The sequence below is a fragment of the Streptomyces sp. HUAS CB01 genome (assembly GCF_030406905.1).
GTDB classification, from domain to species: domain Bacteria; phylum Actinomycetota; class Actinomycetes; order Streptomycetales; family Streptomycetaceae; genus Streptomyces; species Streptomyces chengbuensis.
Map to the genome: position 1 here is coordinate 5,051,662 of NZ_CP129137.1, position 15,857 is coordinate 5,067,518.

The 15,857-nt window shown below is 68.0% G+C and carries 12 protein-coding genes; 11 read left to right on the top strand and 1 reads right to left on the bottom strand.

Annotated features, from left to right (window positions below):
* Positions 1–173 precede the first annotated feature (173 nt).
* From typA to QRN89_RS22485, 6 genes are all read left to right on the top strand, one after another.
* Complete coding sequence (gene typA / locus QRN89_RS22460; protein WP_290351180.1) at positions 174–2,081, top strand: translational GTPase TypA; 1,908 nt, start codon at positions 174–176, stop codon at positions 2,079–2,081.
* Positions 2,082–2,913: 832 nt separating this feature from the next.
* Positions 2,914–3,963 carry an ABC transporter permease gene (locus QRN89_RS22465; RefSeq protein WP_290351181.1) on the top strand — a complete coding sequence of 350 codons (1,050 nt, stop codon included), beginning with the start codon at positions 2,914–2,916 and terminating at the stop codon, positions 3,961–3,963.
* A 98-nt stretch (positions 3,964–4,061) separates the two neighbouring features.
* Positions 4,062–5,858, top strand: a complete 1,797-nt coding sequence (locus QRN89_RS22470) for an ABC transporter substrate-binding protein (RefSeq protein ID WP_290351182.1) — start codon at positions 4,062–4,064, stop codon at positions 5,856–5,858.
* Positions 5,859–5,965: 107 nt separating this feature from the next.
* Positions 5,966–6,943: an ABC transporter permease gene (locus QRN89_RS22475; protein ID WP_290351183.1), complete on the top strand. Its 978-nt coding sequence runs from the start codon at positions 5,966–5,968 to the stop codon at positions 6,941–6,943.
* A gap of 10 nt (positions 6,944–6,953) precedes the next feature.
* The gene (locus tag QRN89_RS22480; RefSeq protein ID WP_290351184.1) at positions 6,954–8,015 is read left to right on the top strand and encodes an ABC transporter ATP-binding protein; all 1,062 of its coding nucleotides are present in this window, start codon (positions 6,954–6,956) and stop codon (positions 8,013–8,015) included.
* A 14-nt stretch (positions 8,016–8,029) separates the two neighbouring features.
* Positions 8,030–9,148 (top strand): ABC transporter ATP-binding protein, encoded by a 1,119-nt coding sequence (locus tag QRN89_RS22485; protein ID WP_290351185.1) that lies wholly within the window; start codon positions 8,030–8,032, stop codon positions 9,146–9,148.
* Positions 9,149–9,297: 149 nt separating this feature from the next.
* Here QRN89_RS22485 and QRN89_RS22490 read toward each other — a convergent pair whose 3' ends face one another.
* Positions 9,298–9,834, bottom strand: a complete 537-nt coding sequence (locus QRN89_RS22490) for a hypothetical protein (RefSeq protein ID WP_290351186.1) — start codon at positions 9,832–9,834, stop codon at positions 9,298–9,300.
* Positions 9,835–10,131: 297 nt separating this feature from the next.
* Here QRN89_RS22490 and QRN89_RS22495 point away from each other — a divergent pair, with 297 nt between their 5' ends.
* From QRN89_RS22495 to QRN89_RS22515, 5 genes are read left to right on the top strand one after another with little or no spacing between them, the layout of a single operon-like run.
* The gene (locus tag QRN89_RS22495; protein WP_290351187.1) at positions 10,132–11,757 is read left to right on the top strand and encodes a peptide ABC transporter substrate-binding protein; all 1,626 of its coding nucleotides are present in this window, start codon (positions 10,132–10,134) and stop codon (positions 11,755–11,757) included.
* Positions 11,758–11,787: 30 nt separating this feature from the next.
* Positions 11,788–12,711 carry an ABC transporter permease gene (locus QRN89_RS22500; protein ID WP_290351188.1) on the top strand — a complete coding sequence of 308 codons (924 nt, stop codon included), beginning with the start codon at positions 11,788–11,790 and terminating at the stop codon, positions 12,709–12,711.
* Positions 12,704–13,684, top strand: coding sequence for an ABC transporter permease (locus QRN89_RS22505; protein WP_290351189.1), 981 nt, complete (start codon positions 12,704–12,706; stop codon positions 13,682–13,684). The genes QRN89_RS22500 and QRN89_RS22505 overlap by 8 nt, the downstream gene beginning before the upstream one ends.
* 11 nt (positions 13,685–13,695) lie before the next feature.
* A complete protein-coding gene (locus QRN89_RS22510) occupies positions 13,696–14,745 on the top strand; it encodes an ABC transporter ATP-binding protein (RefSeq protein WP_290351190.1) in 1,050 nt (349 codons plus the stop codon).
* Positions 14,738–15,823 carry an ABC transporter ATP-binding protein gene (locus QRN89_RS22515; protein WP_290351191.1) on the top strand — a complete coding sequence of 362 codons (1,086 nt, stop codon included), beginning with the start codon at positions 14,738–14,740 and terminating at the stop codon, positions 15,821–15,823. The genes QRN89_RS22510 and QRN89_RS22515 overlap by 8 nt, the downstream gene beginning before the upstream one ends.
* Positions 15,824–15,857 lie beyond the last annotated feature (34 nt).

Below are 15,857 nucleotides of genomic sequence, written 5' to 3' on the forward strand. Positions count from 1 at the left end.
TTCCCTTGCCCGCCGGGAGCTCCGGCGGGCAAGGTCGTCGCGGGTCGCATCGGGCCGGGAAGCCCCTTGCGCGGCGGCCCCGTACCATGGACACAGCCGTGGCGCGTCCGCCCGGCGGGCGTAAGAGGAAACAGACGCCGCATCCCACGATCCGAGAGAAGCGCAAGCCACCCATGCCCACGCGCCACGACATCCGCAACGTCGCCATCGTCGCCCACGTCGACCACGGCAAGACGACCATCGTCGACGCCATGCTGAAGCAGGCCGGAGCGTTCGCCGCGCACCAGCTCGACTCCGTAGACGACCGGGTCATGGACTCGAACGACCTGGAGCGTGAGAAGGGCATCACGATCCTCGCCAAGAACACGGCGGTGAAGTACCACCCCAAGGACGGCGGGGCCCCGATCACCATCAACATCATCGACACCCCCGGCCACGCCGACTTCGGCGGCGAGGTCGAGCGCGGTCTGTCGATGGTCGACGGCGTGGTGCTGCTGGTGGACGCCTCCGAGGGCCCGCTCCCGCAGACCCGCTTCGTGCTCCGCAAGGCGCTCCAGCGCCGGATGCCCGTCATCCTGTGCATCAACAAGACCGACCGCCCGGACTCCCGGATCGACGAGGTCGTCAACGAGACCTACGACCTCTTCCTGGACCTGGACGCCGACGAGGACCAGATCGAGTTCCCGATCGTCTACGCCTGCGGCCGTGACGGCATCGCGTCGCTGACCAAGCCGGAGGACGGCACGGTCCCGGCCGACAGCGAGAACCTGGAGCCGTTCTTCTCCACCATCCTGGAGCACATCCCCGCCCCGACGTACGACGAGGACGCCCCCCTCCAGGCCCACGTCACCAACCTCGACGCCGACAACTTCCTCGGCCGTATCGCGCTGCTGCGCGTCGAGCAGGGCGAGCTCCGCAAGGGCCAGACCGTGGCGTGGATCAAGCGCGACGGCTCGGTCTCCAACGTCCGCATCTCCGAGCTGATGATGACCGAGGCGCTCACCCGCAAGCCCGCCGAGGTCGCGGGCCCCGGTGACATCTGCGCCGTCGCCGGCATCCCCGACATCATGATCGGCGAGACCCTGGCGGACCCGGAGAACCCGGTCGCGCTCCCGCTGATCACGGTCGACGAGCCGGCGATCTCCATGACCATCGGCACGAACACCTCCCCGCTCGTGGGCCGCGGCGCCACCGGCAAGGGCGCGGACAACAAGGGCGGCGTCAAGGACCGCAAGGTCACCGCCCGCCAGGTCAAGGACCGCCTCGACCGCGAGCTGATCGGCAACGTCTCGCTCCGCGTCCTCGACACCGAGCGCCCCGACGCCTGGGAGGTCCAGGGCCGTGGCGAGCTGGCCCTGGCGATCCTCGTCGAGACGATGCGCCGGGAGGGCTTCGAGCTGACGATCGGCAAGCCCCAGGTGGTCACCAAGGACGTCGACGGCAAGCTGCACGAGCCGGTCGAGCGCATGACCATCGACGTGCCCGAGGAGCACATGGGTGCCGTGACCCAGCTCATGGGCGTCCGCAAGGGCCGCATGGACAACATGTCGAACCACGGCTCCGGCTGGGTCCGCATGGAGTTCGTGGTGCCCTCCCGCGGTCTGATCGGCTTCCGTACCGAGTTCCTGACGAACACCCGCGGCACGGGAATCGCCCACTCGATCCACGAGGGCCACGAGCCGTGGTTCGGCAACCTGCAGACCCGCAACAACGGCTCGCTGGTCGCCGACCGGTCCGGTGCCGTCACCGCGTTCGCGATGACGAACCTCCAGGAGCGCGGCGTGCTCTTCGTCGAGCCGGGCACCGAGGTCTACGAGGGCATGATCGTCGGCGAGAACTCCCGCTCGGACGACATGGACGTGAACATCACCAAGGAGAAGAAGCTCACGAACATGCGCTCCTCCACGGCCGATGTGGCGGAGTCCATCGTTCCGCCGCGCAAGCTCTCGCTGGAGCAGTCGCTGGAGTTCTGCCGCGACGACGAGTGCGTCGAGGTGACTCCGGAGGCCGTGCGCATCCGCAAGGTGAACCTGGACGCCCGTGAGCGCGCCCGCGCCGCCTCGCGGGCCAAGCACGGCTGAACCGTCCGGTTCCGGACATCGGGACCAGTCTGACCGCAACGGCCCGGGAGACCCCGCTCGAGGGGGTTTCCCGGGCCGTTTCCGTGCGCGCGCCCGTCCGGGGGGCCGAGGTGCGTCCGGTCCGTCCGCCGTGTCCGCTGTGTCCGTCAACAGATTTTCCTGCGCCACTCGTCCGACTATCGGACGTAGCTCACCGGAAACCTGTATTAACAGTCCGTTTCGCGCGTGTCTGTCTGCGATCCCTTTGTCCGAATTTTGGGCCTCTGGGTCGGAGTGATGTTGCCAAAACGAGATGCTTTAAGTGTGGTTTACAGCCCGAACTTACCTAATAGTTGGCTTCACTGAGCTCGGGTCAACGGGTCACGCGCTGTGGGGAGCGCCGACTCACGAGCACACGGGGCACGGATCTCGCCGTCAGGGGTGTCGGCGTTGTCATGTGCCCACCCTTGCAGTGAATACGTGGACTCATGAGGAGGAACCCATGCGCGGTGCCACGAGCACCAGTGGGCTCGGGTCGTCGAAGATGGCTCGGACGACCGGTTTGCAGCGCACGTCATCCGGTCCGGTCGCCGGCAGCGGCCGGCGAATCTGAGACCCGGTCAACCGCTCGGCTCGCGTTCCTTGGGGGGATCCACCCCAACTGACGCTCTTTCCAGTCGCCCCGCCCACGGGAGTACCCGTGCGGTGGCGCGGTGTCACTGCCGTGCCCGTCTTCAGGTGACGGGCAAGGCATCGGCGAGACCGTCACGCAGCACGCCGGAACGGGCCACACGCCCGGTCATCTACGCGCGCAGGACCGCGGGTCACCCGACACCCGTGAATGGACACCATCATGACCAGTCCAATTGAGATCGAGGGCGAGACCGCCTCTGTCGCCTTGGACAAGGAGACCGTTGCTGGGAACGACAGCGCGGACAAGGACAAGGACAAGAAGGAACTCACCGGCCGGTCGCCCGGCCAGCTGATGTGGGCGCGCTTCAAGCGCGACCGCACGGGTGTGATCTCCGCCTGTGTGGTGATCTTCTTCTTCGCCGTCGCCGCGCTGGCACCGGTGATCTCGGCCGTGTACGGCAAGAACCCTTACACGCTGTACGCACAGGAGCCGGACTACCCGTTCCTGCTCGACGACTTCGCGATGCCCAACGGTCCGTTCGGCGGCGTCTCGGGCGACTTCTGGTTCGGTGTCGAGCCCAACCTGGGCCGCGACGTGTTCACCATGCTGATCTACGGCATGCGCACGTCGCTGTTCATGGCGCTGATCCTCACGTTCCTCTGTGTGGTGACGGGCGTCATCGTCGGAATGATCGGCGGCTACTTCGGCGGCAAGGTCGACTACTGGCTGGGCCGGATCACGGACTTCTTCCTGTCCTTCCCGAACCAGCTGTTCTTCATCGCCTTCATGCCGATCGTGACCGCGCTGTTCGTCTCCCCGACGGACGAGACGCCGACCTACCTCCGGGCGGTCGCGATCATCCTGGTGTCGTGGTTCCTCGGCTGGATGGGCATGGCCCGTCTGGTGCGCAGCTCGGTACTCTCCCTGCGCGAGCGGGAGTTCGTCGAGGCGGCGAAGGTCTCCGGAGCCCCTCGGTCGCGGATCGTCTTCAAGGAGATCCTGCCGAACATCGTCACTCCCATCCTGGTGCAGGGCACGTACATGCTGCCCAGCGCCATCCTCAACATCGCATTCCTCTCGTACGTGGGTGTCGGCTTCGTCGAGCCCACCCCCGACTGGGGCCGCATGTTCGCCATCGGCGCCAAGCTCTACGAGCAGGACCCGGCCTTCATGTTCTTCCCCGGTGTCGCGATGGTGATTTTCGTCCTGGCCTTCAACCTCCTCGGTGACTCGGTCCGGGACGCGTTCGACCCCAAGACCGGACGGTGACGTCCACGTGCGAGGGCAGCTGCCGCCCTCGCGCCGGGCAACCGGACGGCCAGGCAGCTCTTCTGGATAACAACCGACAGGTAGGTGCAACGAGCATCATGAATGCCATTCGATCGCGCTCCGCACGCGCTGTAGTCGTCGCGATGGCGGCCGGCTCGCTGGCGCTGACCGCGTGCTCCGGCAACAGCGGCAAGAACGCCAAGGACGAGTCGAAGTCCCAGGCGGACGCCTCGGCCCAGTCGAAGCCGGTTGCCTACGGTGACGCTGCCGCCTCCAACGGCCCCGCTGCCGATGTCCCGGGCGCCAAGCCCGGCGGCACCATCAACGTCTACGCCCAGTCGGACATGACCCACATGGACCCGGGTCAGATCTACGTCAGCGACGCGGGTCAGTTCGCCAACCTGATCCACCGCGGCCTGACCAACTACCAGGAGGACGAGCAGGGCAACCTGACCGTCGTCGGTGACATCGCCACCGACTCCGGCAAGTCCTCCAACGGCGGCAAGACCTGGACCTTCACCCTGAAGGACGGCATCAAGGACGAGGACGGCAACGCCATCACGTCCGCCGACGTCCGCCACTCGATCGAGCGCCTGTACGCGAAGCACATCTTCGACGGCCCGACGTTCGTCCAGTCGTGGCTCTCGGGCAACGACTACCGCAAGGCGCTGCCGGACGGCCCGTACAAGGGCAAGCACCTGCCCGACACGGTCCTCGCGACCCCGGACGCCAAGACGGTCGTCTTCAACTTCAACCAGCCGCGCCCGGACCTGCCGCAGGCCCTCGCCATGGCCGGTTACGCCATCGTTCCGCAGAAGGCGGACACGAAGGAGAAGTACGACAAGGGCCCCAAGGCCCTCGGTCCGTACAAGATCGCCGAGTACAAGGCCGGCAAGTCCCTCAAGCTGGTGAAGAACACCAACTGGGACCCGAAGACGGACGCCGTGCGCCACCAGTACGTGGACGGCTACAACTTCACCACCACCATCGACCCGGTCAACCAGACCAAGCGTCTGATCGCCGACCAGGGCGAGGCCAAGAACGCGATCCAGTTCTCGGACCAGGTCGACACGGACCAGATGCAGGCCGTCATCACCAACTCGAAGGTGAACGCCCGCACGATCAAGGGCTACCAGCCCTACGTGTGGCAGCTGACCTTCAACCTCGACCGCATCAAGGACAAGAAGGTCCGCGACGCGATCACGTACGCGATCCCGAGCGCGGCCATGGTCCAGGCCGACGGTGGCAAGTACGGCGGTGAGGTCGCCGGTGGTCTGTTCGCCCCGACCCTGCCGGGCTTCGACAAGAGCTACGACCCGTTCGGCAAGCTGAAGAAGCCCAACGGTGACATCGAGAAGGCCAAGGAGCTGCTGAAGGAGGCGGGTGTCAAGGAGGGCACGAAGCTCACCTACGCCTACTCCAACACCCCGCGTGGCCAGAAGCAGCAGGTCATCATCAAGGACGCCCTGGCCAAGATCGGCTTCGACGTCCAGGCCAAGGAGATCGACCGGGCCGCGTACTACGAGACCATCGGCAAGATCAAGAACCCGTACGACCTGTACATGACCGGCTGGGGCCAGGACTGGTCCTCCCCGTCCACGGTCGTCACCCCGGTCTACGACGGCAAGCTGATCTCCGACGGTGCCTCGAACTACTCCCACATCAACGACGCCAAGGTCAACTCCCTCATCGAGGAGGCGCTGAAGCTCGAGCCGCAGGCTGCGGCCAAGAAGTGGGAAGAGGCTCACCACCGCATCGTGGAGGAGATCAACCCGGCCGCCCCGGTCTACTACTCCAAGGTGATCCAGCTGTTCGGTTCGAACATCGGCGGCGCCAAGTACAGCACCGAGTCGAGCTACATCGACATCAACGACCTGTACCTGAAGCAGCCGTAACACCGGCTCACGGCTGACCCGTGGGGGTGCGCGCCAGGCGGAGCGCACCCCCACGGGACATCAACCCCTCACCGCCCCGCCGCTTCCGAAGAGAGCAGCTTCCCGCCATGCTTCAGTTCCTCATCCGCAGGCTGACCGGCGCCGTCGTGATCATGTTCCTGATCGGCGCGTTCACGTTCTTCCTGTTCTACACAATCCCCCAGGACTTCGCCGCGCTCTCCTGCGGCAAGAACTGCAGCCCGGAGAACCTCGCGGTCATCCGCGAGAACCTCGGCCTCGACAAGCCGATCTGGACGCAGTTCTGGGACTTCATGGTCGGAATCGTTGCCGGCCGGGACTTCCCCGTCGGTCACTGCGACGCTCCCTGCCTCGGGGTGTCCTTCACCACCGGCGAGTTCGTGTGGGACTCCATCCTGGACCGCTTCCCGCTCACCCTTTCGCTGACCGTCGGCGGTCTGGTGATCTTCCTCGTCCTGGGCCTCGGCTCGGGTCTGCTGGCCGCCTGGAAGCGCGGCACCTCGCTCGACAAGGCCGTCAGCGGCGCCTCCATGGTGCTCAGCTCGTTCCAGATCTACTTCCTGGGGCCGATCGTTCTTGGCATCTTCGTGTACAGCACCGGCTGGCTGGAGAGCCCCAAGTACGTTCCGTTCACGGACGATCCGGCGGGCTGGGTCGTGGGCCTGCTGATCCCCTGGGCCGTCATGGCCACGATCTTCACCGCGCAGTACACGCGTATGGCGCGCTCCACCATGATCGAGCAGCTTCAGGAGGAGCACGTCCGTACCGCCCGGGCCAAGGGCATGCGTCAGCGGTACGTCTTCTTCCGGTACGCCTGGCGCGGTTCCCTCACCCCCATCGTCACCATCCTCGGCATGGACCTCAGCGGTCTCCTCGCCGGCGCCGTGGTCACCGAGTTCACCTTCGACCTGGCGGGCATCGGCCGTCTCGCGGTGGAGTCCTCGCTGACCAAGGACCTCCCGCTGACCATGGGCGTGATGCTGTTCGGAGCCTTCTTCATCCTGCTCCTGAACATCCTCGTGGACCTCGCCTACGCCTACATCGACCCGCGCGTGCGCCTCGCCTAGGAGAACGACCGTGACCACAATGACCAAGACCGAAGACACACCGGCCCCGACCGGGCCGGAGGCCTTCCTCTCGGTCCGCGACCTGCGGGTGCGGTTCTCCACCGAGGACGGCATCGTCAAGGCGGTGGACGGGCTCTCGTTCGACGTCGAGCGGGGCAAGACCCTCGGCATCGTGGGCGAGTCGGGCTCCGGCAAGTCCGTGACGAACCTGACCGTCCTCGGACTGCACAACCGCAAGACCACCGACATCGACGGCGAGATCGTCCTGGACGGCCAGGAGCTGACCGGCGCGTCCGAGAAGGAGCTGGAGAAGCTTCGCGGCAACAAGGTCGCGATGATCTTCCAGGACCCGCTCACCGCGCTGTCGCCGTACTACACCGTGGGCCGGCAGCTCTCCGAGCCGTTCATGAAGCACCGCGGGGCCTCCAAGAAGGAGGCGAAGGCCCGGGCCATCGAGATGCTCGACAAGGTCGGCATCCCCCAGCCCGCCCTCCGCTTCAACGACTACCCGCACCAGTTCTCCGGCGGTATGCGCCAGCGCGCCATGATCGCCATGGCGCTGATGTGCGACCCGGACCTGCTGATCGCGGACGAGCCCACCACGGCGCTCGACGTGACCGTGCAGGCCCAGATCCTCGACCTGCTCAAGGACCTCCAGCAGGAGTTCGGGTCGGCGATCATCTTCATCACCCACGACCTGGGCGTCATCGCCAACATGGCCGACGATCTGCTCGTGATGTACGCGGGACGGGCGGTGGAGCGCGGCAGCGTCCGCGAGGTGCTCCAGGCGCCCCAGCACCCGTACACCTGGGGTCTGCTGAGCTCCATGCCGCGTCTGGGCGGGGACACCGGCGAGTCGCTCGTGCCGATCCCGGGTTCGCCGCCCTCGCTGCTGAACCCGCCGACCGGCTGCCCCTTCCACCCGCGGTGCGCCTTCACCGACAAGGTCAGCGGCGCGTCGTGTTCGGGCGAGCGGCCGTTGCTGGGCGCGGGGCGCTCGGCCGCGTGCCACCTCACGGGGGAGCAGAAGCAGACCATTTTCATCGATCAGATCAAGCCCCGGCTGGGCTAGGGAGACGCAGAGACATGAGCGAGAACGTCACTCTGCCGAAGCAGCAGGGATCCACGGACAAGCCCGCCGGTGAGCCGTTGCTCACCGTCGAGGGCCTGACGAAGCACTTCCCCATCTACGGCGGCTTCCCCTTCAAGCGCCAGGTGGGTGCGGTCAAGGCGGTGGACGGGGTCGACCTGACCGTGCACGCCGGTGAGTCCCTCGGCCTCGTCGGCGAGTCGGGCTGCGGCAAGTCCACCACGGGTCGTCTGATCACCCGGCTGATGGAGCCGACCAGCGGAAAGATCACCTACGCCGGACGGGACATCACCCGTGCGAACCGCAGGCAGCTCGCGCCGGTCCGGTCCGAGATCCAGATGATCTTCCAGGACCCGTACTCGTCGCTGAACCCGCGGCAGACCGTCGGCACGATCATCAAGAGCCCGATGGAGGTCAACGGCATCAACCCGCCCGGCGGCCGTGAGAAGCGGGTGCGGGAGCTGCTGGAGACCGTGGGTCTCAACCCCGAGCACTACAACCGCTTCCCGCACGAGTTCTCCGGCGGTCAGCGGCAGCGCATCGGTGTGGCCCGGGCCCTCGCGCTGGAGCCGAAGCTGATCGTCGCCGACGAGCCGGTCTCCGCGCTCGACGTGTCGATCCAGGCGCAGGTCGTGAACCTGCTGCAGAAGGTCCAGGACGAGTTGGGCATCGCCTTCCTCTTCATCGCCCACGACCTCGCGGTCGTCCGGCACTTCTCGCAGCGCGTGGCCGTGATGTACCTGGGCAAGGTGATGGAGGTCGCGGACCGCGACTCGCTGTACAACCGGCCCCGTCACCCGTACACGCACGCCCTGCTCTCGGCGGTGCCCGAGGCCGACGTGGACACCGGCAAGAAGGAGCGGATCCGCCTCGCCGGCGACGTCCCCTCTCCGGTGAACCCGCCGTCCGGCTGCCGCTTCCGCACCCGCTGCTGGAAGGCGCAGGACAAGTGCGCGACCGAGGAGCCGCCGCTGGTGCAGATCTCCGGGAACCGCGAGGGTCACCTGACGGCCTGTCACTTCCCGGAGGACCCCTCGACCGAGGCCCGTACCGAGGACGTCGTGATGGACCCGGCGCTCGCGGCGCTGGAGGAGGAGCACGGCTCCGACGACTGACGGTCCGGCACGCGCAGGACCGGAACGGGAAATGCCCCGGTCGCCCTCAGGGCGGCCGGGGCATTTCCTTTCAGCGGTTGCCGACGTCCGTTTCCGGGATTGCGGACGCCCTGGCGGCGGCGGGTTCCGCAGTCGGCCAGCACCGCTCGTCAGGAGTACTGGATACCCCACACATTGTTGTTCCGCTTCACCGGGGCGACGCCGGGCTTCTTGTAGATCGTGGAGGTCTTGCAGACGCCGCCCGCACCCGTGTAGACGCGGTACTTGTGCGCCGTGAAGCTCTTCGCCTCGTGGAACATCATCAGCCGGCCCTTGGTCTTGCCGGCCTTCCGCTGGACCGTCGCGGAATAGGTCCAGGTGTCGGACTTGGTCCAGGTCTTGCCGACGGCGACGCTGAACGAGGTGCTCGCCTTGGCGAAGATCACTCCGGCCTCGGCGCCGACGGTCGCGGTGCCGGTGGCGGTCCACGAGCCGGTCTTGTTCTTCGCGTAGCTGATGGTGACGCCAGGCCGGGCCCAGTCGCTGTGGACGTTGGTCGCCTTCCACACCGTCTTCTTGTTGATGATGGCGATGTAGGTGCCGTTCTGGTCGCAGCCCTGCGCCCCCGCCTGCGCGGGGCTCGCCGCGACGATCGTGCCACCGCTGATGACGACAGCGGCGAGTGCCGTGCTGAGTGCACGCCTCATGGCAGATTTTTCCCCTCGTTCTTGGTCTCACCGAGTTGGTTTGACCGGTCGCCGACAAATCTGGACCAGTGACGGGGGAGGGGGAAGTGATTTGAGGAAGGCTTGAGCCAACTCCACGGAAATCAAAGGGAGTTGAATGCCTCGACAGTTGAAGGCGGGATTCCGGATTGGGCCGGCGGACTCGTCGCTCGCCCATTCGGGCCAACCAATGTCCTCCCGGGTGTCGTACAAGTGCACCGGTCCCCGCCTCGGGCGATAGTGGCCCCACAAAGGTCCCGGTCGCCGAGGAGGCACTCCATGCGCGGAGCCGCTCACGTCACCCGGGCCGCCTGTGCGGTCGCCGTCGTTCTCGCGGTCGGCGCGTGCGGCGGCGGCGGAGCCCCGGCCGGCGGGCCCGACGGGATCGTGTCGTCGTCCTGGGGGGACCCCCAGAACCCCCTGGAGCCGGCGAACACCAACGAGGTCCAGGGCGGCAAGGTCCTCGACATGATCTTCCGGGGTCTGAAGCGCTACGACCCGAAGACCGGCGAGGCCGAGGACATGCTCGCCGAGCGGATCGACACGACCGACTCCGTCAACTTCACCGTCACGGTCAAGAGCGGCTGGACCTTCTCCAACGGCGAGCCGGTGACCGCGAAGTCCTTCGTCGACGCCTGGAACTACGGCGCACATCTGAGGAACAACCAGCGCAACGCCTACTTCTTCGGCTACATCGAGGGGTACGACCAGGTCCATCCCGCCTCCGGGCAGCCCACCGCGCAGACCATGTCGGGTCTGAAGGTGACGGGCGACCGGACCTTCACCGTCAAGCTCACCCAGAAGTTCTCCACCTGGCCCGAGACCCTCGGGTACGCCGCGTTCGCGCCGCTGCCCGGCAGCTTCTTCAGCGACCACGAGGCATGGCTGGCCCGCCCGATCGGCAACGGCCCGTACGCCGTCGACTCCTACACCAGGGGCTCCCAGATGTCCCTGCGCCGCTGGGACGGCTATCCGGGTGACGACAAGGCGCGCAACGGCGGCGTCGACCTGAAGGTCTACACCGACAGCAACACCGCCTACACCGACCTGACCGCGGGCAACCTCGACCTGGTCGACGACGTGCCGGCGTCCCAGCTCAGGAACGTCGAGGCCGACCTCGGCGACCGGTACATCAACACCCCGGCCGGCATCATCCAGACCCTCGCCTTCCCCTACTACGACCCGGACTGGAACAAGCCCGGCCAGGAGAAGGTCCGCCGGGGCCTGTCCATGGCGATCAACCGGCAGCAGATCACCGACACGATCTTCCAGCGGACCCGTACCCCCGCCAAGGACTGGACCTCCCCGGTCCTCGGCCCCGACGGCGGCTACGACGAGGCGCTGTGCGGCGGCTCGTGCACCTACGACCCGGCCGAGGCGAGGAAGCTGGTCGCCGAGGGCGGCGGCATCCCGGGCGGCCAGGTGAAGATCACGTACAACGCCGACACCGGCTCCCACAAGGAGTGGGTCGACGCCGTGTGCAACTCCATCAACAACGCGCTCGGCAACAACCGGGCCTGTGTCGGCAATCCCGTCGGTACCTTCGCCGACTACCGCAACCAGATCACGGGGTCGAAGATGAGCGGCCCCTTCCGGGCGGGCTGGCAGATGGACTACCCGCTCATCCAGAACTTCCTCCAGCCGCTCTACTACACCAACGCCTCCTCCAACGACGGCAAATGGAGCAACGAGGAGTTCGACAGGCTCGTCGACCAGGCCAACGCGGAGACCGACCCCGCCAGGGCGATCGACATCTTCAAGCAGGCGGAGGGCGTCGTACGGGACCAGATGGCCGCCATCCCGCTCTGGTACCAGAACGGCAGCGCCGGCTACTCCGAGCGGCTCTCCCACGTCTCCCTGAACCAGTTCAGCGTCCCCGTCTACGAAGAGATCACCGTCGACTGACGCATCCGCCCCGGCCCCGAGGAGCGCCTCATGGGACGTTATGTGATCCGGCGTCTGCTCCAGATGATCCCGGTGTTCGTCGGAGCCACACTGCTGATCTTCCTGATGGTCAACGTGATGGGCGACCCCGTCGCCGGGCTCTGCGGCGAGCGGGAGTGCGACCCGGCCACGGCGGCCCAGCTGCGCAAGGAGTTCGGCCTCGACAAGCCCGTGTGGCAGCAGTACCTGACCTACATGGGCAACGTCTTCACCGGGGACTTCGGCACCGCCTTCAACGGACAGCCGGTCACCGAGCTGATGGCCGACGCCTTCCCGGTCACCATCCGGCTCACCCTGGTGGCGATCCTCTTCGAGGTCGTCGTCGGCATCGGCCTCGGCGTGGTCACCGGGCTGCGCCGCGGCCGCCCCGTCGACACCGGCGTCCTGCTGGTCACCCTGGTCGTGATCGCCGTCCCGACCTTCGTCACCGGACTGCTGCTGCAACTGCTGCTCGGCGTGGAGTGGGGCTGGATCCGTCCGTCGGTGTCCTCCGAGGCCCCGCTCGGCGAGCTGATCGTGCCCGGACTCGTCCTCGCCGCCGTCTCGCTCGCCTACGTCACCCGGCTCACCAGGACCTCCATCGCCGAGAACCGGCGCGCCGACTACGTGCGCACGGCCATCGCCAAGGGCCTGCCCCGCCGCCGCGTCATGACCCACCACCTGCTGCGCAACTCACTGATCCCCGTGGTCACCTTCATCGGAGCCGACATCGGCGCCCTGATGGGAGGGGCCATCGTCACCGAGCGGATCTTCAACATCCACGGCGTCGGCTACCAGCTCTACCAGGGCATCCTCCGCCAGAACACCCAGACCGTCGTCGGCTTCGTGACCGTGCTGGTGCTGGTGTTCCTGCTGGTCAACCTGCTCGTCGACCTGCTCTACGCCGTACTCGACCCGAGGATCCGCTATGCCTGAGGCCCAGTACGACGACGGACGGGCCATCGCACCGACCGGTGGCGGCGGCGCGATGGACCTCGCCACCGCCGAGGGCGAGACCCTGGAGAAGGCGCCCACCGGTCCGCCGGCACCCGGCCCCGCCGGCAGACCGCGCAGCCTGTGGTCGGACGCCTGGCACGACCTGCGCCGCAACCCGGTCTTCGTCGTCGCGGCACTCGTCATCGTGTTCCTGGTGGTCATCTCGATCTGGCCGCAGCTGATCGCGTCCGGCAACCCCCTCGACTGCGACCTCGCCAAGGCCCAGCAGGGGTCCCAGCCCGGCCATCCCTTCGGCTTCGACGGCCAGGGCTGCGACGTCTACACCCGGACCGTCTACGGCGCCCGCACCTCGGTGACCGTCGGCGTCTGCGCCACGCTCGGCGTGGCCCTCCTCGGTTCCGTCCTCGGCGGGCTCGCCGGGTTCTTCGGCCGGGCGCCGGACGCGCTGCTGTCCCGGCTCACCGACGTCTTCTTCGCCATCCCGGTCGTCCTCGGCGGACTGGTGCTGCTGTCCGTCGTCACCAGCAACACCGTCTGGCCGGTGATCGGCTTCATGGTGCTCCTCGGCTGGCCGCAGATCTCCCGCATCGCCCGCGGCTCGGTGATCACCGTCAAGCAGAACGACTACGTGCAGGCCGCCCGGGCCCTCGGTGCCTCGTCGGCGCGGCTGCTGCTGAAGCACGTCATGCCGAACGCCGTCGCGCCCGTGATCGTCGTCGCCACCATCGCGCTCGGGACGTACATCTCGCTGGAGGCCACCCTGTCGTACCTCGGTGTCGGGCTGCGGCCGCCCACGGTGTCCTGGGGGATCGACATCTCCGCCGCGTCGCCGTACATCCGCAACGCCCCGCACATGCTGCTCTGGCCGGCCGGCGCGCTCGCCGTGACCGTGCTCGCGTTCATCATGCTCGGCGACGCGGTGCGCGACGCCCTCGACCCCAAGCTGCGCTGAGGAGCACCGGAATGAGCCCCGACACCCCGTCCGACAGCCCCGGCACACCGGCGCACGCGCCAGGTGTGCCGCCCGCGGTGCCCGGCGCGCTGCTCGAAGTGCGGGACCTCCACGTGGAGTTCCGCACTCGCGACGGGGTCGCGAGGGCCGTCGACGGCGTCTCCTGGTCCGTCGCCGCGGGCGAGACCCTCGCCGTGCTCGGCGAGTCCGGGTCCGGGAAGTCCGTCACCGCCCAGGCCGTGATGGGCATCATCGACACCCCGCCCGGCCGGATCACCGGCGGGGAGATCCTCTTCCGGGGACGGGACCTGCTGAAGCTCAAGGAGGACGAACGCCGCAGGATCCGCGGTGCCGGAATGGCCATGATCTTCCAGGACGCACTGTCCTCGCTGAACCCGGTGCTGACCGTCGGCGACCAGCTCGGCGAGATGTTCACCGTGCACCGGGGCATGTCGCGGAGGGACGCCCGGGCGAAGGCCGTCGAACTGATGGACCGGGTCCGCATCCCGGCCGCCGCGGAGCGCGTGGGCCAGTACCCGCACCAGTTCAGCGGGGGGATGCGCCAGCGCATCATGATCGCGATGGCGCTCGCCCTGGAGCCGGACCTGATCATCGCCGACGAACCCACGACCGCCCTGGACGTGACGGTCCAGGCACAGGTGATGGACCTCCTCGCCGAGCTCCGCCGCGAACTCGGCATGGGCCTCGTGCTCATCACCCACGACCTCGGCGTCGTCGCGGACGTGGCCGACCGGATCGCCGTGATGTACGCGGGCCGGATCGTCGAGACCGCCCCGGTCCACGACCTCTACAAGGCCCCGGCGCATCCGTACACCCGCGGTCTGCTCGACTCGATCCCCCGCCTGGACCGCAAGGGCCGGGAGCTGTACGCCATCAGGGGACTGCCGCCGAACCTGATGGACGTCCCGCCCGGTTGCGCCTTCCACCCGCGCTGCCCGATGGCCCGTGACGTGTGCCGGACCGACGAGCCGGAGCTGTCCGAGGTGAACCGTGACCGCGGGAGCGCCTGCTTCTTCTGGAGGGAGTGCCTTCGTGGCTGAGCCGAACCGGCCGGACGAGCCGATCCTCGAGGTGCGCGGCCTGTACAAGCACTATCCGCTCACCCGGGGCGTGGTCATCAGGAAGCAGGTGGGGGCGGTCAGGGCGGTCGACGGAGTCGACCTCGACCTGTTCGCCGGCGAGACCCTCGGCGTGGTGGGCGAGTCCGGCTGCGGGAAGTCCACCCTCGCGAAGCTGCTGGTCAACCTGGAGCGGCCGACACGCGGCGTGATCCGCTACAGGGGGGAGGACATCACCCGGCTCTCGGCCCGGGCCCTGAAGGCCGTGCGCCGCAACATCCAGATGGTGTTCCAGGACCCCTACACCTCGCTGAACCCCCGGATGACCGTCGGCGACATCGTCGGGGAGCCGTACGAGATCCATCCGGAGGTGGCGCCGAAGGGCGACCGGCGCCGCCGGGTCCGGGAACTGCTGGACGTCGTCGGGCTCGATCCCGGGTACGTCAACCGCTATCCGCACCAGTTCTCCGGGGGCCAGCGCCAGCGCATCGGCATCGCGCGGGGCCTGGCGCTCCGGCCGGAGATCATCGTGGCCGACGAACCCGTGTCGGCCCTCGACGTGTCCGTCCAGGCGCAGGTCGTCAATCTGCTGGAGCGGCTGCAGGGCGAGTTCAGCCTGAGCTACGTCTTCATCGCCCACGACCTGTCGATCGTCCGGCACATCTCGGACCGGGTCGCGGTGATGTACCTGGGTCGCGTCGTGGAGACCGGGAGGGACGCCGAGATCTACGACCACCCCACCCATCCGTACACCCAGGCCCTGTTGTCCGCGGTGCCCGTGCCCGACCCCGCGGTCCGGGAGCGGCGCGCGGCCGAGGGCGGGAACGGCGGGCGGATCATCCTCTCCGGGGACGTGCCCTCGCCGACGAACGTCCCGTCCGGCTGCCGTTTCCGTACGCGCTGCTGGAAGGCGCAGGAGCGGTGCGCGCGGGAGGAGCCGGAGCTGGCGGTGCCGGAGCGGTTCAGGGACGTGCGCGGGCCCGCCCGGCACGACTCCGCGTGCCACTTCGCCGAGGAGAAGCGCGTGGTTCCGGCCGGCGGCCGGCCCGCGGAGGACTGACGGGCCCCGCCCCCGGAAGGGTCCGGGGCGGGGC

Coding starts and splice junctions, on each gene's coding strand:
- QRN89_RS22500 (WP_290351188.1), top strand. CDS start 11,788: ATGGGACGTTATGTGATCCGGCGTCTGCTCCAGATGATCCCGGTGTTC.
- QRN89_RS22490 (WP_290351186.1), bottom strand. CDS start 9,834: ATGAGGCGTGCACTCAGCACGGCACTCGCCGCTGTCGTCATCAGCGGT.
- QRN89_RS22475 (WP_290351183.1), top strand. CDS start 5,966: ATGCTTCAGTTCCTCATCCGCAGGCTGACCGGCGCCGTCGTGATCATG.
- QRN89_RS22505 (WP_290351189.1), top strand. CDS start 12,704: ATGCCTGAGGCCCAGTACGACGACGGACGGGCCATCGCACCGACCGGT.
- QRN89_RS22510 (WP_290351190.1), top strand. CDS start 13,696: ATGAGCCCCGACACCCCGTCCGACAGCCCCGGCACACCGGCGCACGCG.
- QRN89_RS22495 (WP_290351187.1), top strand. CDS start 10,132: ATGCGCGGAGCCGCTCACGTCACCCGGGCCGCCTGTGCGGTCGCCGTC.
- QRN89_RS22485 (WP_290351185.1), top strand. CDS start 8,030: ATGAGCGAGAACGTCACTCTGCCGAAGCAGCAGGGATCCACGGACAAG.
- QRN89_RS22465 (WP_290351181.1), top strand. CDS start 2,914: ATGACCAGTCCAATTGAGATCGAGGGCGAGACCGCCTCTGTCGCCTTG.
- QRN89_RS22470 (WP_290351182.1), top strand. CDS start 4,062: ATGAATGCCATTCGATCGCGCTCCGCACGCGCTGTAGTCGTCGCGATG.
- typA (WP_290351180.1), top strand. CDS start 174: ATGCCCACGCGCCACGACATCCGCAACGTCGCCATCGTCGCCCACGTC.